Source organism: Burkholderia sp. AU30198, assembly GCF_020419825.1.
In the GTDB taxonomy this organism is placed as follows: Bacteria; Pseudomonadota; Gammaproteobacteria; order Burkholderiales; family Burkholderiaceae; genus Burkholderia.
On the sequence record NZ_JAIZSA010000003.1, the window covers coordinates 61,871 to 80,437 of the forward strand.

General features: G+C 66.8%; 15 protein-coding genes. 2 read left to right on the forward strand and 13 right to left on the reverse strand.

The genetic code is table 11. From position 1 onward, the window contains the following. Nucleotides 1-55 precede the first annotated feature (55 nt). The 5 genes from LGN19_RS09155 to LGN19_RS09175 all read right to left on the reverse strand — a co-directional run bounded on the left by LGN19_RS09155 (nt 56) and on the right by LGN19_RS09175 (nt 6,837). Nucleotides 56-2,281, reverse strand: a complete 2,226-nt coding sequence (locus LGN19_RS09155) for a polysaccharide biosynthesis tyrosine autokinase (protein ID WP_226214132.1) — start codon at nt 2,279-2,281, stop codon at nt 56-58. 50 nt (nt 2,282-2,331) lie between these two features. Next, complete coding sequence (locus LGN19_RS09160; protein WP_122949122.1) at nt 2,332-3,510, reverse strand: polysaccharide biosynthesis/export family protein; 1,179 nt, start codon at nt 3,508-3,510, stop codon at nt 2,332-2,334. Then, entirely contained in the window at nt 3,504-3,947 is a 444-nt protein-coding gene (locus tag LGN19_RS09165; RefSeq protein ID WP_122949121.1) for a low molecular weight protein-tyrosine-phosphatase, read from the reverse strand. The genes LGN19_RS09160 and LGN19_RS09165 overlap by 7 nt, the downstream gene beginning before the upstream one ends. 30 nt (nt 3,948-3,977) lie before the next feature. Beyond that, nucleotides 3,978-5,390: a UDP-glucose dehydrogenase family protein gene (locus tag LGN19_RS09170; RefSeq protein WP_122949120.1), complete on the reverse strand. Its 1,413-nt coding sequence runs from the start codon at nt 5,388-5,390 to the stop codon at nt 3,978-3,980. A 73-nt stretch (nt 5,391-5,463) separates the two neighbouring features. Beyond that, the gene (locus tag LGN19_RS09175; RefSeq protein ID WP_122949728.1) at nt 5,464-6,837 is read right to left on the reverse strand and encodes an undecaprenyl-phosphate glucose phosphotransferase; all 1,374 of its coding nucleotides are present in this window, start codon (nt 6,835-6,837) and stop codon (nt 5,464-5,466) included. A gap of 429 nt (nt 6,838-7,266) precedes the next feature. Between LGN19_RS09175 and LGN19_RS09180 the strand changes: the two genes are divergently transcribed. Next, on the forward strand, nt 7,267-8,793 hold the full coding sequence (locus LGN19_RS09180; RefSeq protein ID WP_226214134.1) for a mannose-1-phosphate guanylyltransferase/mannose-6-phosphate isomerase: 1,527 nt from the start codon (nt 7,267-7,269) through the stop codon (nt 8,791-8,793). A 126-nt stretch (nt 8,794-8,919) separates the two neighbouring features. Here the strand turns inward: LGN19_RS09180 and LGN19_RS09185 are convergent, their stop codons facing one another. From LGN19_RS09185 to LGN19_RS09220, 8 genes are all read right to left on the reverse strand, one after another. Continuing rightward, on the reverse strand, nt 8,920-9,867 hold the full coding sequence (locus LGN19_RS09185; RefSeq protein WP_122949118.1) for a transposase: 948 nt from the start codon (nt 9,865-9,867) through the stop codon (nt 8,920-8,922). A 724-nt stretch (nt 9,868-10,591) separates the two neighbouring features. Beyond that, the gene (locus LGN19_RS09190; protein WP_122949117.1) at nt 10,592-11,173 is read right to left on the reverse strand and encodes a DUF3501 family protein; all 582 of its coding nucleotides are present in this window, start codon (nt 11,171-11,173) and stop codon (nt 10,592-10,594) included. Nucleotides 11,174-11,204: 31 nt separating this feature from the next. Further along, a complete protein-coding gene (locus LGN19_RS09195) occupies nt 11,205-12,542 on the reverse strand; it encodes a heterodisulfide reductase-related iron-sulfur binding cluster (RefSeq protein ID WP_226214136.1) in 1,338 nt (445 codons plus the stop codon). A 119-nt stretch (nt 12,543-12,661) separates the two neighbouring features. Further along, nucleotides 12,662-13,084 carry a rubrerythrin family protein gene (locus LGN19_RS09200; RefSeq protein WP_043177896.1) on the reverse strand — a complete coding sequence of 141 codons (423 nt, stop codon included), beginning with the start codon at nt 13,082-13,084 and terminating at the stop codon, nt 12,662-12,664. A 543-nt stretch (nt 13,085-13,627) separates the two neighbouring features. After that, nucleotides 13,628-14,896 (reverse strand): RNA polymerase sigma factor, encoded by a 1,269-nt coding sequence (locus LGN19_RS09205; RefSeq protein ID WP_175221769.1) that lies wholly within the window; start codon nt 14,894-14,896, stop codon nt 13,628-13,630. Then, the gene (locus LGN19_RS09210) at nt 14,893-15,309 is read right to left on the reverse strand and encodes a VOC family protein (protein ID WP_122949114.1); all 417 of its coding nucleotides are present in this window, start codon (nt 15,307-15,309) and stop codon (nt 14,893-14,895) included. The genes LGN19_RS09205 and LGN19_RS09210 overlap by 4 nt, the downstream gene beginning before the upstream one ends. A gap of 42 nt (nt 15,310-15,351) precedes the next feature. Beyond that, the gene (locus LGN19_RS09215) at nt 15,352-15,771 is read right to left on the reverse strand and encodes a YciI family protein (RefSeq protein ID WP_122949113.1); all 420 of its coding nucleotides are present in this window, start codon (nt 15,769-15,771) and stop codon (nt 15,352-15,354) included. Between the two features lie 125 nt (nt 15,772-15,896). Then, nucleotides 15,897-16,250, reverse strand: coding sequence for a YciI family protein (locus LGN19_RS09220; RefSeq protein WP_226214143.1), 354 nt, complete (start codon nt 16,248-16,250; stop codon nt 15,897-15,899). A gap of 203 nt (nt 16,251-16,453) precedes the next feature. Between LGN19_RS09220 and LGN19_RS09225 the strand changes: the two genes are divergently transcribed. Continuing rightward, nucleotides 16,454-18,337 carry an ExeM/NucH family extracellular endonuclease gene (locus LGN19_RS09225; protein WP_226214145.1) on the forward strand — a complete coding sequence of 628 codons (1,884 nt, stop codon included), beginning with the start codon at nt 16,454-16,456 and terminating at the stop codon, nt 18,335-18,337. Nucleotides 18,338-18,567: the final 230 nt, after the last annotated feature.

Consider the following 18,567-nt stretch of genomic DNA (forward strand, 5'->3'; position numbering starts at 1 on the left):
TCCTGTCGGCCGGGCGGGCGACACTGGCTGCCCGCCCGGTTACGTGCGATGCGGATCAGGCGCTCAGGTATTCATGCACGGCCGCATAGCCGCGGCCGTAGCCGCGCGCCTTCGGCGGCACGCCGTTGAAGATCCCGCCTTCCAGGTCGACACCCGCGGTGCGCAGGCGCTTGATCGCGTCGGCGATCTCGCCTTCGGTATGCATGCCCGAGCGCAGCACGAGGAACGTCGAGCCGGCCATGCGGCCAATGATGGTCGCGTCGGTCACTGCCAGCACCGGCGGCGAATCGATCAGCACGACGTCGTAGCGCTTGCCGAGCCCTTCGAGGTATTGCGGCAGGCGCGACGACATCAGCAGCTCCGACGGGTTCGGCGGGCGCGTGCCGGACGAGATGAACGACAGGCCCTGCACCGGCGTCTCGCGCACGGCATCTTCGAGCGCCGACTGGTCGCTCAGCAGCTCGGACAGCCCCGGCTGCGACGTGAGGCCAAAGTAGCGGTCGAGCAGGCCGCGACGCATGTCCGCGTCGATCAGCAGCACGCGCTTGCCCGAATGCGCGAGCAGCACCGCGAGGTTGACCGTCAGGAAGCTCTTGCCGATGCCGGGCGTCGGGCCCGTCAGCACGATCACGCGGTTCTTCGCATCCATCATCGCGAACTGCATCGCGGTGCGCAGGCTGCGCAGGCTCTCGACGCTGAGATCCTTCGGACGCAGGCTCGCGAGGATCGGCCGCGCGCGGCTGCCGCTCTTCTCGGCCTGCGCGTCGAGCTTCACCTGCTCGGCGCTTTGCGGCACCAGCCCGTACAGCGGCAGGTTGAACGCGCGCTCGATGCGGTCCGGATCCTCGATGCCCTGGAACATGTTGCGGCGCAGGAACACGACGCCCGTGCCGAGGATCAGCCCGAGGAACACCGCGGCCGACAGGATCAGCACCTTCTTCGGCTTGACCGGATCGCCCGGACGCAGCGCCGAGTCGACGAGGTGGATGTTGCCGCCCGTGCCGGCCTTCTGCACCGACAGCTCCTGCACGCGGTTCAGCAGCAGCACGTAGATGTCCTCGGCAACCTTCGCGTCACGCTGCAGCTGGACGGCCTTCACTTCGGTGGCCGGCAGGCTGCGGAAGCGGTTGCTGAACTTGTCCTTCTCGCCCTGCAGCTCCGCGAGCTGCTGCTTCGCGGCGATCACCATCGGGTGCGAATCGGTGAAGCGCTGCGCGAGCGACGCGAGCTGCAGGCGCTGCGCGGCGATCTGCTGCTCGTACTGCACGCTGCCCTCGAGGTAGACCTTCGCCTCGTCGCTCGCGTTGATCGAGCCCGACGTGCGCTGGTACTGCGTCAGCGCGGCTTCCGCGCGTTCGAGGTCGGCTTTCAGGCGCGGCTCCTCGCCCTTCAGGAAGTCGAGCATCTTGGTCGCTTCGGCCTGCTTCGCGACCACGTGCTGGTTCAGGTACGACTGCGCGAGTGCGTTCGCGATCGCGGCGGTCTGGTCCGGGTCCTTGCCTTCGAGCGAGATCTGCACGACGCCCGTCTGCTTGCCCTGCTCGGTCACCTGGATGCCGGTCTGGAAGCCGCTGATCGCGTCGAGATCGTTGTAGCGGACCACCGTGAACTGCGTGCCCGGGCGCGCGACGAGCTTCGACACGAGCAGCGTCACACCGCCGCCCTGCGCCGATTCGCCGACGTGGCCCGACAGCAGCCGCATGCCGTTCTGGTCGACGATCGAATAGGTGCCGTTCGGGCCGGCCGTCAGCGTCAGCTTCTTGCCTTCGAGCGCGGGCACGACGTTGATCGAATCGACGTCGGCCACTTCACCGCCCCAGGCGTACGACTTCAGGCCGAGCCACGGCTTCGCCGGTTCGCCCGGCGTCCCGACGCGCGCGGCGAAGCTGCCGATCACCGGCAGCGTCTTCGGCACGACCGAGAAGTTCAGCTTGAACTGCTCGACCACCGGCGCGACCACGCCACGGCTCTTGATGATCTCGATTTCCGCATCGGTCGGCGCCTGCTGCGGGCCGCTGTTGATCATCGCGCCCGTCTGCGTCTGCGTGAGCGCCTGCGACGTGTTGTCGTTGCCCTCGACCCGCACATGCACGTCGGCCTGGTAGACCGGCTTCGCGATGTAGCAGTAGAGGCCGGCGAGCGCGACGACCGTCACCGCGATGCCGAGCAACAGCCAGATGTCGTCCATGATCACCTGGAGCAACTGGCCGAGGACGACGTCCTCTTCCTCGGTTTTCGCGGACAGATCCGCGTAGGAGTGTTTCGCTTGCGTGTTCACCATTCGTTCCCGCTTGAGTGGTGCCGGGGCGGAGGCGCCGCCCCGGCGGGCTATCAGCGCGTGATTTGCCGCATGAAGAAGATCGTCTGAATCGTCGGCAACACCTGCTGCAGCACACGGTTGAACTGCACCGAGCCGGCCGTGCTGACGTAGACCACATCGAGCGGCTGAAGCGGGAAGCGGCTCGACAGCATCAGCGCATCCGGCTGCGTCATGTCGAGACGGAACACTTCCGGCTTCGTCGGGTTGTCACGCATCCCGCGCATCACGTAGATCTTGCGCGGATTCGCATCGGTGTCGAGGATGCCGCCGCCGGACGTCAGCGCATCGGCGAGGGTCAGCTTGCCCTTGAGCATCGGCACGGTGACCGGCGTCTTGACCTCGCCCATGATGAACACGCGGCTGTCGCTGCGGTCCGGCACGTTGATGATGTCGCCCGGCTGCAGCATCACGTTCTGCCGCACCTCGCCGCGATCGAGCACGCCGTTCGCGTCGAGCGTATAGAGCTTGCCGTCGCGCGTCAGGCGCACGCGCTGCAGGTCGGCCTCGTTGGTCGAGCCGCCCGAGCGCGAGATCGCGTCGACGAGCGTCAGCGGCACGTCGCTCACCGCGAGCGGGCCCGGCTGCTTCACCTCGCCCGTCACCTGCACCTTCTGGCTGCGGAACGACAGCACCCGCACGTCGAGCTGCGGATTCTTCACGTAGCGCGACAGCGTGGTGGCCATCTGCTCGCGGATCTGCGCGACCGTCTTGCCGGCCACCTTGATGCGGCCGACGAACGGGAAGAAGATCGTGCCGTCGGCGGCGACCGTCTGCCCGTACGGATCGGCCTGGCCCGGCAGCGCGGTCGTATACGGCTGCTGCAGCGCACCCGCGACCGTCTGCGTCGTGTTGCCGCCGCTCGAGAACGACTGGCCCTGCGGCGTCGTCAGCTCGGGGTGGTCCCACACGGTGACGCCGAGGATGTCCTGCGGGCCGACGCGGTACACGTACTCCGACGGATCGGTGTAACGTCCGGGCGGCAGCGGATGGTCGACCTGCGCTTTCTGCAGCTGATCCATCACCACTTTGGCGTCGATGTAATGAACCGGATAGGTTTCGGCCGCTTGCTGCCGGCCTTCGTCCTTCAGGTTCGACGAGTCGAGGTAGTTGCCGGGCGCGGTTGCACAGGCTGACAGGAAAGTCGTCAGCGCGACGGCAAGCGCCACCGGGCGCATCGGGCGTTTCAGCATAGTTTCTGTAGCCATCCTTGAACCAGACGTTCGATCAGTGAGTAGCTCTTGCGGTAATCGGCCTCGGGGCCGCCGTGCGGGTCGGCAATCTCGGCCCCTTCCCACTTGCCGAGCAGGTGGACCTTGCCGCGCGCGAACGGATCGACCGATTCGACGGCCTTGATCTGTCCGCGCTCGCTGACGAGAATCAGGTCGGCGTCGCGCACGATCCGGCGCGACAGCCGCCGCGAGCGGTGGGTCGTCGCATCGACGCCCCGCTCGGCAAGCAGCTGACGCATCACCGGATCGATGCCGTCGCCGTCATTCGCATGCACGCCCGCCGAGTGGAACGTCGGGCGCGGGCCGCCGCGCGACGCGGCGTGCGACTTGAACAGCATTTCCGCTGCCGGGCTGCGGCAGACGTTCGCGTGGCAGACGATCAGGATGTTCCGGAACATGGCGTCTCGTAACGAGTGACAGGAAACGGGTTACGCGCTTGCAGGCGCGGTGCCCGGCACACGGGCGGCGACGGCCTGGCGCGAGCCCGGCCGGCCGATCGGGTGGTATTCGATGCCCTGCTCGCTCATCGTCTCCGGCTCGTACAGGTTGCGGCCGTCAAAGATCACCGGCGCTTTCCACAAGCGGCCGAGCGCGACGAAGTCGGGGCTCTTGAAGATCTTCCATTCGGTGACGATCACGAGCGCGTCGGCATCGCGGGCGGCCTGCGCCTCGTCGTCGACGAAGGTCAGGCGCTCGAGCCAGCTCGGGTGATCGGCGAGATCGAGCGCGATCACGCGGCGCGCTTCCTGCTGCGCGACCGGGTCGTACGCGGCGATGCGCGCCCCGCGCGACAGCAGCTCGGCGATCAGCTCACGGCTCGGCGCTTCGCGCATGTCGTCGGTGTTCGGCTTGAACGCGAGGCCCCAGATCGCGAACGTGCGGCCGGTCAGGTCCTCGCCGAAGCGCGCGACGATCTTGTCGGCGAGCACGCGCTTTTGCGTCGCGTTGACCGACGACACGGCCTTCAGGATCTGCAGGGCCTGCCCGTTCTCGTCAGCCGTGCGGATCAGCGCCTCGACGTCCTTCGGGAAGCACGAGCCGCCGTAGCCGCAGCCGGCATACAGGAAGTGATAGCCGATGCGCGGATCGGAGCCGATCCCGCGGCGCACGGCCTCGATGTCCGCGCCGAAGCGGTCGGCGAGGTTCGCCAGTTCGTTCATGAACGAAATGCGGGTCGCGAGCATCGCGTTCGCTGCGTATTTCGTGAACTCGGCCGAGCGCACGTCCATGTACAGCGTGCGTTCGTGGTTGCGGTTGAACGGTGCGTACAGCTTCTTCATCAGCTCGCGGGCGCGCTCGCCCGGCACGTCGTCGTCGCAGCCGATCACGATGCGGTCCGGCCGCGTGAAATCGTCGACCGCCGCGCCTTCCTTCAGGAATTCCGGATTCGACACGACCGAGAACATCTGGTCGGCGCCGCGCTTCGCGAGCTCTTCCGCCACCGCCGCGCGCACACGCTCGGCCGTGCCGACCGGCACCGTCGACTTGTCGACGATCACCTTGAAGCCCGTCATGTGGCGGCCGATGTTGCGCGCCGCCGCGAGCACGTATTGCAGGTCGGCCGAGCCGTCCTCGTCGGGCGGCGTGCCGACCGCGATGAACTGCACGTCGCCATGCGCGACCGCGGCCTCGATGTCGGTCGAGAAACGCAGGCGGCCGGCCGAGCGGTTGCGCGCGATCACTTCCTTGAGACCCGGCTCGTGGATCGGCACGCCGCCGTTGTTCAGGATGTCGATCTTTGCCTGGTCGACGTCGAGACAGAACACGTCGTGCCCGATGTCGGCGAGACAGGCGCCGGTGACAAGACCTACGTAACCGCTGCCGATGATAGTCAGATTCATGATGTGTCGGACCTCTTGACCAATGATTCGAAATTCGTAAAGCCGGAATGCCTGCGTGGCGCGGCGTCGAGACTCAGTAAGCGTTGCTGCCGGTGAAGCCTTTCCAGAGCGTCAGCACGACGATCTTGATGTCGAGCCAGAACGACCAGTTCTGCATGTAGTACAGATCGAGCTTCACGCGTCCCATCATCTTCTCGATCTGGTCGGTCTCGCCGCGAAAGCCGTTGATCTGCGCCCACCCGGTGATGCCCGGCTTGATCCGGTAGCGGAACATGTAGCCCTTGACCAGATCCTTGTAGATGTCGTCGTGCGCGAGCGCATGCGGGCGCGGGCCGACGACCGACATCTCGCCCTTCAGCACGTTGATGAACTGCGGCAGCTCGTCGAGGCTCGTGCGGCGCAGGAACCGGCCGACCGGCGTCACGCGCGAATCGTTCTTCTTCGCCTGCGTGACCTGCCCCGCCACTTCCTGGTGCACCTTCATCGACCGGAACTTGTAGATCTCGAACTCGTGCCCGTCGATGCCCTTGCGCTTCTGGCGAAAGAACACCGGCCCGCGCGACGTCAGCTTGATCAGGCACGCGATCAGCAGCATCACCGGTGCGAGGCCCGTGAGCGCCACCAGCGCGAACGCCCGGTCGAACACGAACTTCGGCAGGATCCGCACGTCGGTGATCGGCGACGCCGCGAGGTTGATCGCCGGCACGCCGAGCACCTCGACCACTTCCTGGTTGAAGAACGACAGCGTGCGCACGTCCGGGATGAAGCGGATGTTCACGAAGTCGTGGCGGAACACCGTCACGATCTGGTGAATCCGGCGCTCTTCCGTAATCGGCAGCGTGAGCCACAGCTCGCTGATCGCGCGGCTGCGCACCAGCCACACCAGCGAGTCGAACTGCCGCTCGATGCGCACGTCGTCGAGCGCGACTTCGCCCGGCGCTTCGCTTTCGTCGTACACGCACACCGGATTGAAACCGGCTTCCGGCCGCGCCCGCATCTGCGCGATCAGCCGCCGCGCCGCCGGCGTACCGCCGACGATCGCGACCGCCTTCAGGTTGTAGCCGCCGCGGCGCAATTGCCGCAGCACGACGTGCACGCAGGCTTTCGAGCCGACGAGCAACGCCATCGTCACGAGCGCCCAGTAACCCAGCCACAGCCGCGACAGGTCGCCCGACTGATGAAAGCTGAAGCTCAACAGGATGCCCGCGAGCTCGACCACGAGCCACGCAAACGCAACCCGCCCCACCAGCCCGACGAGACGCTTGCCGCGCCAGGACTGGTAGATGCCGAAGGCGGGAAAGCACACGACGACGAGCAGGCAATCGAACAGCATCATCGTGCGCTGCAGGTCGTTGAGCCAGATGCTGCCACCGTGCAGCGTGGCGGCGATCAACGCCCCCATCACGACCATCGCGATATCGATGACTCTCGCCAGCACGCTCAACATGTCTGCTTCCTCTTTGAACAGGCGTTTGCCGAACAGCTCCTTGTGCGACCCGTGCCGCACATTCGATTCAAACGTTGCATGACGCTATTGAAGCGGTAAGAAAATTCCTCCTCAAGCGCACAAGTATTTCGAAAAATAATCGGAAATTCTTGCCGGGAAGTTTTTTAATTAAATCGGCAGGTTTTCCCGAAATGCCCAGAAATCGGGAATTTTTCAGAACCTTTACGATTTCCGTGCACCCTTTGCGGGCGGTCAAGACCGGCCGATTCCCGGATTTATTTTTTATTTTTTTATTTGCATCGGATGCTAGCGCGGAAAATTCTTCCTGATGAATGCCTGGCGAATATCCGGAAAATGGGTTCGGTTTTATTGTCGATTTACTTCGTGCTACAAAGATAGGCACTGACTTCAACCGTGGAGAGTGTCCTCATGAATGCTCCGGCCGTGGCTGCCGAAACGCGCCATTCTTCTTCCGCCGCCCCCGCCGCCGGCACGCGCGTCGCCGTGCAACCGGTGATTCTCGCCGGCGGTTCCGGCACGCGCCTGTGGCCGATGTCGCGCGAACGTTTTCCGAAACAGCTGATCGGCCTGCTCGGCGAACATTCGCTGCTGCAGTCGACCGCGCTGCGCCTCGACGGCCTGACGGCCGCCCATCCGCTGAACGACGACGTGCTGATCGTATGCGGCGAGGATCACCGCTTCACGACCGCCGAACAGCTGCGCCTGACCGGCAAATCGGCGTCGATCATGCTCGAGCCGATCGGCCGCGACACCGCGCCCGCGCTGACGCTCGCCGCCCTGCGGCTCGTCGCCGGCGGCAACGATGCCGTGATGACCGTGATGCCGGCCGACCATGCGGTCGCCGACCTGCCGCGCTTCCACGCGGCCGTCGCGGCCGGCGTGCACTGCGCGATGCAAGGCAAGATCGCGACGATGGGTATCGTGCCCAAGCACGCGGAAACCGGCTACGGCTACATCCGCGTCGGCGCGCCGCTCGGCGATGCCGGGACGGGCAGCCTCGACGTGCGCCGCCTCGACCGCTTCGTCGAGAAGCCGCATCTCGAACTCGCTCAGCAGTACGTCGCATCGGGCGAATACTGGTGGAACAGCGGGATCTTCATCGTGCGCGCGTCGGTCTGGCTGAAGGCGATCCGCCAGCTCGAACCCGCGATCTACGCAGCCTGCGAACAGGCGGTCGCCCAGGGCAAGGCCGACGGCGATTTCTTCCGGGTCGATCGCGACGCATTCGCCGCGTCGCCGTCGAACTCGATCGACTACGCGGTGATGGAGCGGCTCGCGACCCTGCCGCAACTGTGCGAGAGCGTCGTCGTGCCGCTCGACGCGGGCTGGTCGGACGTCGGCTCGTGGGACGCGATCTGGCAGATCTCGCCGAAGGACGAAGCCGGGAACGTCGGCCGCGGCCGCGTGCTGCTCGAAGGCGCGGAATCGACGTTCGCGCATTCGGAAAGCCGGCTCGTCGCCTGCGTCGGCACGCAGAACCTCGTCGTCGTCGAAACGCCCGATGCCGTGCTCGTCGCGGACAAGTCGCGCGTGCAGGACGTGAAGAAAATCGTCGGGCAAATCAAGGCGCAACGCGGCGCGGAAGCAGCCGATCACCGCAAGGTCCATCGCCCGTGGGGCCACTACGACTCGGTCGACATGGGCGAGCGCTTCCAGGTGAAACGCATCGTCGTGAAGCCGGGTGCGCGACTGTCGCTGCAGATGCACCACCACCGCGCCGAACACTGGATCGTCGTGCGCGGCACCGCGCGCATCACGCGCGGCGACGAAACGTTCCTGCTGTCCGAAAACGAATCCACGTACATCCCGCTCGGCGTATCGCACCGCCTGGAGAACCCGGGCAAGATGCCGCTCGAGCTGATCGAGGTGCAGTCGGGCGCGTATCTCGGCGAGGACGACATCGTCCGCTTCGACGATACCTACGGCCGGCAGTAACAATGCGTCGTACGCCCGGGGCGCCGCTTCGACAGCGGCGCCCCGGGCGAGGCAGACATGAAAGGACGGGACTTCCGCGCGGGCGTCGTGGCACACGACGGCCCGCGCGTTTCAGCAGGTTGGCGATCAGCCTACGCGGTACACGTATTCGCGACGCTCCGACTGCACCGGATCGTTACGGCTTTCGGACAGTGCGCCCGCATGACGCTCGGCGATGAAGCGCTGGATGTCCGACTCCGCACGCGCAAGCGCGGACAGGCCGGCCAGCACCTCGCCTTGCGGCTCGCGCGCCGGTTCGTCGCTCGCGCCATGGCGATCGATCCACTGGCGCGCCCAGTCGAGCGCGAACTGCTCGGCTTCCTCGGCATCGGTGAAGCGCGGGCCGATGAGGCCCGAGCGCTCGACGCGCCGGTCGTCCTGCGTAATCTCGGCCCAGGCGCGATACATCAGGTTCTGCACGGGCTGCGCGATGCCGCAGATCGTATAACCGCGATACTCGTCGATTTGCGGCTCGGCCGCGGCGAAGCTCGCCGACGACGCATGTGCATGCGCATGGCGCAACTCCACCGACGGCGCACCCGGCACCGAGAACGACACGGCCGACGGATCGACCACTTCGTCGACCGGCATCGCGCTCAGCGACGCGCCCTCGCCCTCCCAAACGTTTGCCTGAGCGACCGGCAATTGCCACGATTCGGGGTTCTGCCAGAACACGCCGCGCAAGCGGTCGTTGTCGGGCATGGGCTCGGCACGACGCGCGGGCACGACCGGCACCGGCGGCGGCGGGATATACGCGAACGTACGCCCGCTGAACTGGGTCAACGCGTCGATCATCTGCAGCAGCGTGCCGGACGCGAGCCACTCCTCGTAGCGACGACGGCACGTCGGCCCGGACGGATAACGACCGGGCAGCTTCGACCAGGCTTCCCCGGTCGTCAGGATCCAGAGCACCGCATTGGCAACGACGCGCGGTTCGGCGCGTGGACGCCCACGACGGTTCAGCCGGATGGGTTCATCGGCGATCAGCGTTGAAAGACGAAACCACTCTTCATCGTTAAGCTCATCGAAGAACATAGTAGATCTCTCCACGCAGCCAGGCCGGGGCTGCGATTGGCGGCGCCGTCGCGACACATCGCGTCGCGGGGCGGCCAGGTTGCACATTATGGTTATCCGGGGTTGTGCACGCCGGTGCGGCACCGCACTTTCACGGTGCCGCGATTCCCGGCAATGACGCACAAATCACGGTCTCACTCCAATGTGGGAATTTTTGTGCACGAAGCATACCATCCCTAGGGTTAATCTCAATATGACAATGATTTAATGTTACGCACTGAAACAACCAGCCATGGATGCGTAATGTATTTACGCATGAATTTTTTTGAGAGATCTTTATGCCCATCGCTGGAAAGGCCCGTCTGGCTGGGCTCTACAGCGTATGAAGAATAGCTTTTTATGAGCATTTTCGGGCTGCTCAGACCCCTGCCGGCAACAATCCGGCGCATTGCTGCCCAACATCGGTAAATCAGGGAAAAAAGCGTAACAAGATATTCACGAATCGGTAAATCATTCAAATTCGGCCGATTTTAATTATCTCCGTGCACAATCTTTTTATTGTTTCTCTGCGGGTGATGAAAGCACGGTGACGCGGGATGCACATTTTTCGCCGCGTGCAAGCCCGTGACGCCTGTTACATCTGCGCGGCGGCAGGCGCGCGACCGCGCCGCCTCGTGGGCGGAAATCCCGTTTCGGGTCGGAACAGAAAAACGGAAAACGGTGCGCAGGTCGCGCATCGGACGCGTCAGCGCAGATCGCCGGCCAGCGATGCGGTCACGTCCGCATCCACGCGCTGCGCCGGCATCGTGTAGGCCGGGTGATCGCAGCCGATCGACAGCGCCGCCCCGCCCTTGAGCGCCGCGCGCATCGGCGCGCCGAACTCGAAGCGCACGAAGTGCACCGCCGACGTCTTCACGGCGTTGTCGCGCTCGAGATCCTCGTCGGCGATCGCGTAGACGCTCGGGTGCCCGTCGACCTGCAGGTACACACGATCCTCGACGCCGATCAGCCGCGCGAGCGCCGCGCGCCGTTCGATCTCGTGCTCATACTCGATCTGCATCGTCGCCTTCAGGTTCGTGCCGTCCGGCACGAGCGGCAGATACGCTTCCAGCTCCCCTTCGATGCCCGCCTGGTCGAAGATCTTCTCGATGTGCAGCATTTCCTGGATCTGATAGCGGATCGTCGTCTCGTCCTCGAACAGGAAGCGCAGGTGATTGCCGAGCGCCACCGCGCGGCGGCGCTTGTACGCGACGAGCCGCGCGTGTTCGGCCTTGCGGATCTTCGCGTACGCTTCGAGCGTCAGCAGGGAGTCGCGGGTCAACGTCATGGGAGGTCCTCGTGGGTCGGCCGGCGGCGGCTCAGATGCCGTACGCGCGGCGCAGCAACGTGAGCGGATGCGCGAGCGGCGCGGACGGCAGCCCCTTGTCGTCGATGCCCTGCACGATGTGATGGCCGGCCAGCGCGCAGTCCGACGACACGAAATCCGGCTGCGGCTCGGCCATCGCCTTGAACACGGGCCCGCCGATCCGCATCGCGTCCGCATGAAACTCCTTCTTCACGCCGAACGTGCCCGCATGGCCCGAGCAGCGCTCGACGACATTCACGCGCGTATCGGGCACAAGCGACAGCGCGTCGGCCGTCTTGCGGCCGATGTTCTGTACGCGCGCATGGCATGGCACGTGATACGACACGGTGCCGAGGCCCGTCTTGAAATCGGTCTTCAGCAGTCCGTCGCGATGGCGCGCGATCACGTATTCGAATGGATCCCAGAATGCGTCGGCCACCGCGCGCACGGCTTCGTCGCCGGGGAACATCCGCGGCAGCTCGCTCTTGTACATCAGCACGCAGCTCGGAATCGCGCCGATCAGCGCATAGCCTTCGCGCGCATAGCGTTCGAGCACGGGCAGGTTCACCTCCTTCTTCGCGGCCACGCCGGCGAGATTGCCCTGCTCGAGCAGCGGCATCCCGCAGCAGGCTTCGCGCGAGACGAGCTCGTACGGGATCTCGTTGTGCGCGAGGATCGCGAGCAGGTCGTGACCGATGCCCGGCTCGTTGAAATTCACGTAGCACGTCGCGTAGACCGCGACCTTGCCGGGCGTGCGTTCGCCGTCGCGCACGGGCACGCCGTCCGAGGGCTTCGCCGTGCGCCGGAACTTGCGCGGCGCGAATTCCGGCAGCCACGCATCGCGATCGACGCCGAGCGCCGCTTCGAGTGCATGGCGCGCGGGCGGCGTGCGGTTCACCGCGTTCACCGCCTGCGTGACGATCGGAATGCCGGCGAAGTGGCCGAGCGCGTCGGTGTTCGACAGCACCTTGTCGCGCAGCGTCGCTTCGCCGCGCTTGTAGCGTGCGGCCTTGCCGCGCAGCATCAGGTGCGGGAAGTCGACGTTCCATGCGTGCGGCGGCACGTACGGGCATTTCGTCATGTAGCAGAGGTCGCACAGGTAGCACTGGTCGACGACCTTGCCGAACGCGTCCTTCGGCACTTCCTCGATATCGCCCATCGGCGTGTCGTCGACCAGATCGAACAGCGTCGGAAACGCACCGCACAGCGACACGCAGCGCCGGCATCCGGCGCAGATGTCGAACACGCGCGTCATTTCGGCATCGATCGCGGCCTGGTCGTAGAACGCTTCGGACTGCCAGTCGAGCGGATGCCGGGTCGGGGCTTCGAGACTGCCTTCCTTGTGGGGCATGGGGCGCTCCAGCGTGGCGCGCGTGCGCGCCAGCGCCGCCCGCGCGCTGCGGGCAGCGATGAACGAACAGCCAGCCGCTTGCCGGTCGCACCGCCTGCCGTGCGACCCGCGGCGGCCCGTCAGTCGACGAGACTGTCCAGCGCCTTCGTATAGCGGTTCGCGTGGCTGCGTTCAGCCTTCGCGAGCGTCTCGAACCAGTTCGCGATTTCGTCGAAACCTTCGTCGCGCGCCGCCTTCGCCATGCCCGGATACATGTCGGTGTATTCGTGCGTTTCGCCAGCGATCGCCGATTCGAGATTCTGCCGCGATGAACCGAACGGCAAGCCCGTGGCCGGATCGCCGACCGCTTCCAGATATTCGAGGTGGCCATGCGCATGGCCGGTTTCGCCTTCGGCGGTCGAGCGGAACAGCGCGGCGATGTCGTTCTGGCCTTCGACGTCAGCCTTCGAAGCGAAATACAGATAACGCCGGTTCGCCTGCGATTCGCCCGCGAATGCAGCCTTCAGGTTCTCTTCGGTTTTGCTGCCCTTGAGTTGAGCCATTTGCGCCTCCGTTCGAGTCGGCGCGGCCGCGTGCGAAGCCGGACCGATCAGGTATGTGGGGAACGATGCGGGTGCCGGGGCGCGCGCATCGTGCTCTTCAATCTAGGCGCTCGCGTTCGCATCCCCCAATAGGCTTTTTCAATCCGGGCGATAGTGCCCGGGGGGACGCGGGGCGTGGGGCGTGGTGCCGGGTGCGCCGGGTATATAAGTGCGCGGGGTGCGGGGTGCGGGGTGCGGGGTGCGGGGTGCGGGGTGCGGGGTGCGGGGTGCGGGGTGCGGTGTGCTTGCTGCTTGCTGCTTGCTGCTTGCTGCTTGCTGCGTCCGCTCGTTCGTCCGTTCGTCCGTTCGTCCGTTCGTCCGTTCGTCCGTTCGTCCGTTCGTCCGTTCGTCCGTGCGTCCGTGCGTCCGTGCGTCCGTGCGTCCGTGCGTCCGTGCGTCCGTGCGTCCGTGCGTCCGTGCGTCCGTGCGTCCGTGCGTCCGTGCGTCCGTGCGTCAGTGCGTCAGTGCGTCAGTGCGTCAGTGCGTCAGTGCGTGCTGCGTGCGTCACGCGTCCGTCGCGCGCCTGAGCAGCAATTCGCGTTCGCGCTCGTTGCGCGTCAGTTCCGCCGCGCGGCGGAATTCGGCCTTGGCCTCATCGGTGCGGCCAAGCTTCGCCAGCAGGTCGCCGCGCACGCTCGGCAGCCAGTGATAGCGCGCGAGCGCGGGATCGTCGCGCAGCGCGTCGACGAGTTCGAGCGCCGCAGCGGGCCCGAACGCCATCCCCACGGCCACTGCACGATTCAGCTCGACGACGGGCGACGGTGCGACTTCGGCAAGCGCGTCATACAGCGCGACGATCTGCGCCCAGTCCGTATCCGACGCCTGCCGCGCGCGCGCATGGCAAGCGGCCAGCGCGGCCTGCAGCGCATACGGCCCGCGTACGCCGCCGAGCTTCGTCGCGCGTTCGAGCGCCGCGAGGCCGCGCCGGATCAGCAGCGGATCCCAGCGGCTGCGATCCTGGTCGAGCAGCAGCACGGGCCGGCCCTGCGCGTCGGTGCGCGCATGCATGCGCGACGCCTGCAGTTCCATCAGCGCGACGAGCCCGAGCACCTCGCTCTCGTCCGGCGCCAGCCCGGCCAGCACGCGGCCGAGCCGCAACGCCTCGTCGCACAGCGCCGGGCGTGTCCAGTCGTCGCCCGAGGTCGCCGCATGGCCTTCGTTGAACACGAGATAGATCACTTCGAGCACCGACGCGAGCCGCACGGGCCGCGCATCGGCGGCCGGCACCTCGAACGGCACGTGCGCCGCCGCGAGCGTGCGCTTGGCGCGCACGATCCGTTGCGCGATCGTCGCCTCGGGCGTCAGGAACGCACGCGCGATCTCGCCCGTCGTCAGCCCGCCGAGCAGCCGCAGCGTCAGCGCGACGCGCGCATCGGTCGACAACACCGGGTGGCACGACGTGAAGATCAGCCGCAACAGATCGTCGCCGATGTCGTCGTCGCGCGCGTCGGCGAGCGCCTCCGCGATGTCAGGGACGACATGCGCTTCGAGCGCGTCCATCTCGTGGCCGAGCTGGTCGCGCTTGGCCGCATGGAGCGACTCCTGCCGGACACGATCGAGTGCGCGACGCTTCACGGCCGTCATCAGCCAGGCGGCCGGGTTGTCGGGCACGCCGTCGACGGGCCAGTGCTCGAGCGCCGCGACGAGCGTGTCCTGCGCCAGCTCCTCGGCCACGCCGACGTCGCGCACCACGCGCGCGGCGCGCGCGATGATCTTGGGCGCCTCGATCCGCCAGACCGCTTCGATCGCACGGTGAGTCGCCTCACGCGTCACGACGCCTGCCCCTCGGCGGACGCGTCCAGCGGCATGGCCATCAGCTCCCATGCGTGGCCGTCCGGATCGTCGAACCCGTGGCCGTACATGTTCGGGTACTCGCGTGGCGCTTGCGGCGCGGACCCGCCGGCCGCCAGCGCCTTCGCGACGATCGCGTCGACCTCGGCGCGGCTTTCGCACGACAGGCACGACAGCGCCTGCACCTGCGTTGCCGGATCGATGATGGTTTTGCCGGTAAACGTCTGGAAGAACGGTCGCACGAGCAGCATCGCGAAAATCGTGTCGCTGATCTTGATGCAGGCGGCCTGGTCGTTGGTATAGGCCGGCACGACTTCGAAGCCGAGCGCCTGGTAGAACGCCTTCGAACGCGGCAGGTCGGCCACGGGCAGGTTGATGAAGACCATCTTGTGCATGTCGGGTGCTCCCGGTGAGGTTGGATTCAGCTGGGCAATCAATCAGGCGCCGGTGCGGCCGACGTGGAGTTCGCGGAACCGCTCGACCGCGTCGCTCGGCGTGAGGTCGTCAAGCTCGAACAGCGGCCGCACCTCGATCTCGCAATCCATCTCGGCGCCGAACGGCGCGGGAAACCGGCGCGTCCATTCGAGCGCTTCTTCGCGCGAACGCACCTGGATCAGCGTGTAGCCGGCGATCAGCTCCTTCGTTTCGGCGAACGGGCCGTCGACCACCGTGCCCTTGCCGCCCGAGTAGCGCACGCGCCAGCCGCTCGCGCTCGGCCGCAGCCCGTTCGCGTCGAGCAGCACGCCGGCCCTGGCCAGTTCCTCGTGATAGACGGTCATGGCCTCGACCAGCCGGTTGTCGGGCAACGCGTCGGACTCGCTGACGGCGTTCGCCCGGATCATGATCATGAATCGCATCGTTTACTCCTTGTCATCGATGGAGGGCGGCGCCCGTTCATCGGCGCCTTATCCGGACGACGGCCGGATGACGGCCGGATCGACATATTCCGCGACAAATCAGGGTAAATACCGAGTCACGGCAATCACAGGAAGCACGGGCCGACCGCACGCACCTCGACCGTGCACCATTGCGCGGCCGGGCACTCGCGCGCGATTTCGATCGCCTCCTCCCGCGTGTCGACGTCGACGAGGAAGAAGCCGCCGACCATCTCCTTCGCCTCCGCGAACGGGCCGTCGAGCAGGCGCGTCTCGCCGTCGCGCACCTGCACGCGCGTCCCGCGCTCGGAGCGCTCCAGCGACTCGACGCCGCGCAGCACGCCGCGCGCCTTCAGCGTCTCGGCGAAATCGACCATCCGCGCGTACAGCGCCTGACCTTCGTCGAGCGTGCGTTCGGCGCGCTGGTCGGTCGGTTCGACAATCAACAGCATGTAAGACATGGATTTCTCCTGTTGGAACGGGGCGCGGCAGCGTTCGCTGCGCGATCGGGATGCGCCGACCGATGCAAAAGCGTAGCAGCCGCCGGGCGGCTTGCATCGTCGGCCAATCGGCACTGGCCGGACGGCCAATTCGGCCGCTTCCTGACATTTTGCCGTCAAGATGCCTTCCCGAACCTTCGGATTTTCTTCCTGTGGACCGCCCCATGTCACGCCTGCTTCCGCCGCTTGCCGTTGCACCGTTCATCGCCCTGGCTGCCCTCTTCGCCGCTGCCGCTCCGGCCGCTGCCGTCACCCGGCCGGCCGCGGTCACGCCGCAGATCAGCGCCGGTTGCGGCGGCGCCACCACGCCGATTGCGGACCTCCGCGGCGCCGGCGGCCCGTCGCCGCTGGCCGGCCAAACGACCTCGATCGAAGCGGTCGTCACCGCGGCATTCGGCGGCGCCGACGGCCTCGGCGGCTTCTTCGTCCAGCAGGCCGACGCGCAGCGACGGCACCGGCCGGGCGTCCCGGAAGGCGTGTTCGTGTACGCACCGAACGCGCGCGCGAAGGCCGGCGATCTCATGCACCTCACGGGTCGCGTCGACGAGCGATACGGCCGGACGCAATTCACGCTGTCGGGCGGCATGACAGTCTGCGCACGCGGGCAGACGGTCACACCGGCAACGCTCACGCTGCCGGTCGCCACGCCTGCCGTGCTGGCCGCGCACGAAGGCATGCGGGTGCGCCTGCCGCAAACGCTGACGGTCAGCGATACCCACGAACTCGGCCGCTACGGCAGCGTCGTTCTCAGCAACGGCCGGCTGCGCATCCCGACCCACGTCGCACCGCCGGCCGAAGCCGCCGAACGCGCGGCCGCCAACGCCCGCAACCGCATCGTGCTCGACGACGGCTCGAACCGCCGCGATCCCGCGACCGTGCGCTATCCGCCGCCCGCGCTGAGCGCCGCCAACACGCTGCGCGCGGGCTACACGGTGCGCGGCGTCGAAGGCGTGCTCGAACCGCGCTACGGCGTGTGGCGGCTGCAACCGATTGCCGGTGCGGCACCGGTGTTCGATGCCGCCGCGAATCCGCGTACCGAGGCGCCGGCCCGGCATCCCGCTGCCGACGTGCGCATCGTGTCGTTCAACGTATTCAACTATTTCAACGGCGACGGGACTGGCGGCGGATTCGATGCCCCGGCCAACCGCGGCGCGAAAACGCCCGCCGCGTTCGCGCGGCAGGAGGCGAAGATCGTCGCGGCATTGCGCGCGCTGCGTGCCGACGTGATCGGGCTGATGGAAATCGCGAACAACGGCTACGGCGACGCAAGCGCCGTGCAGCGTCTCGCCGCACAACTTGGCGACGGCTGGCGCGCGGTCGATCCCGGCACCGCGCGGCTCGGCCGCGATGCGATCGCGGTCGCGCTGCTGTACGACAGCCGCACCGTCGAGCCGGCCGGGCGCGCGGCGACGGTCGCGCTCGGCGGCCGGCACCGCCCGCCGCTTGCGCAGACATTCCGGCGCATCGGCGGCACGCGCGCATTCACGGTCGCGGTCAATCACCTGAAATCGAAGAACTGCCCGAACGCGACCGGCGCCGATCGCGACCAGTCGGACGGCCAGGGCTGCTGGAACGCAGCGCGCACGCGGGCCGCCGCGCGCGTCGCCGACTGGCTCGCCACGTCGCCGACAGGCACCGCGGCCGACGGCGTGCTGCTGATCGGCGACCTGAACAGCTACGCGAAGGAAGATCCGGTTCGCGCGCTCGAATCGCGCGGCTACGCGAACCTGGTGGCCCGCTTCGGCGGCGATGCTGCGTACAGCTACGTATTTCGCGGCGAAGCGGGCAACCTCGACCACGCGCTCGCCACGCCGACACTCGCCGCGCGCGTGAAGGCCGTGCACGTCTGGCACATCAACGCCGACGAACCGGTGGCCCTGCAACCCGTGCCCGATTACAAAACGTCCGCGCAACGGTCGTCCTATTACGCACCCGACGCGTACCGCTCATCGGACCACGATCCCGTCGTGATCGACGTCGCGCTTGGCGACGGCCGCATATGGGCGGCCCCGGGCACGAACCATGCTCGTCCACACAGCATCGACTAGTGCATTTGCATCAGCACAAGGCCTGCAACGGCACTATTTACCTGGCAGCCCTGGCGACGCCATATTTACCTGGCCTTCACCGCCTACCGCCGCCCGATATGCCGCTTCGCCCGGAATGCGAATTTTTTTCAACGGCCGTGCCGCCCCGTGCGGCGGGGCTTCGCGGCGATCCTGCCGACGAATTGAAAATTTGTCTCGAAACAAAATTGGGCCACGTGAATCACATAAGT

Coding starts and splice junctions, on each gene's coding strand:
- LGN19_RS09195 (WP_226214136.1), bottom strand. CDS start 12,542: ATGCCCCACAAGGAAGGCAGTCTCGAAGCCCCGACCCGGCATCCGCTC.
- LGN19_RS09170 (WP_122949120.1), bottom strand. CDS start 5,390: ATGAATCTGACTATCATCGGCAGCGGTTACGTAGGTCTTGTCACCGGC.
- LGN19_RS09220 (WP_226214143.1), bottom strand. CDS start 16,250: ATGTCTTACATGCTGTTGATTGTCGAACCGACCGACCAGCGCGCCGAA.
- LGN19_RS09160 (WP_122949122.1), bottom strand. CDS start 3,510: ATGCTGAAACGCCCGATGCGCCCGGTGGCGCTTGCCGTCGCGCTGACG.
- LGN19_RS09185 (WP_122949118.1), bottom strand. CDS start 9,867: ATGTTCTTCGATGAGCTTAACGATGAAGAGTGGTTTCGTCTTTCAACG.
- LGN19_RS09225 (WP_226214145.1), top strand. CDS start 16,454: ATGTCACGCCTGCTTCCGCCGCTTGCCGTTGCACCGTTCATCGCCCTG.
- LGN19_RS09165 (WP_122949121.1), bottom strand. CDS start 3,947: ATGTTCCGGAACATCCTGATCGTCTGCCACGCGAACGTCTGCCGCAGC.
- LGN19_RS09215 (WP_122949113.1), bottom strand. CDS start 15,771: ATGCGATTCATGATCATGATCCGGGCGAACGCCGTCAGCGAGTCCGAC.
- LGN19_RS09175 (WP_122949728.1), bottom strand. CDS start 6,837: ATGTTGAGCGTGCTGGCGAGAGTCATCGATATCGCGATGGTCGTGATG.
- LGN19_RS09180 (WP_226214134.1), top strand. CDS start 7,267: ATGAATGCTCCGGCCGTGGCTGCCGAAACGCGCCATTCTTCTTCCGCC.
- LGN19_RS09200 (WP_043177896.1), bottom strand. CDS start 13,084: ATGGCTCAACTCAAGGGCAGCAAAACCGAAGAGAACCTGAAGGCTGCA.
- LGN19_RS09155 (WP_226214132.1), bottom strand. CDS start 2,281: ATGGTGAACACGCAAGCGAAACACTCCTACGCGGATCTGTCCGCGAAA.
- LGN19_RS09190 (WP_122949117.1), bottom strand. CDS start 11,173: ATGACGTTGACCCGCGACTCCCTGCTGACGCTCGAAGCGTACGCGAAG.
- LGN19_RS09210 (WP_122949114.1), bottom strand. CDS start 15,309: ATGCACAAGATGGTCTTCATCAACCTGCCCGTGGCCGACCTGCCGCGT.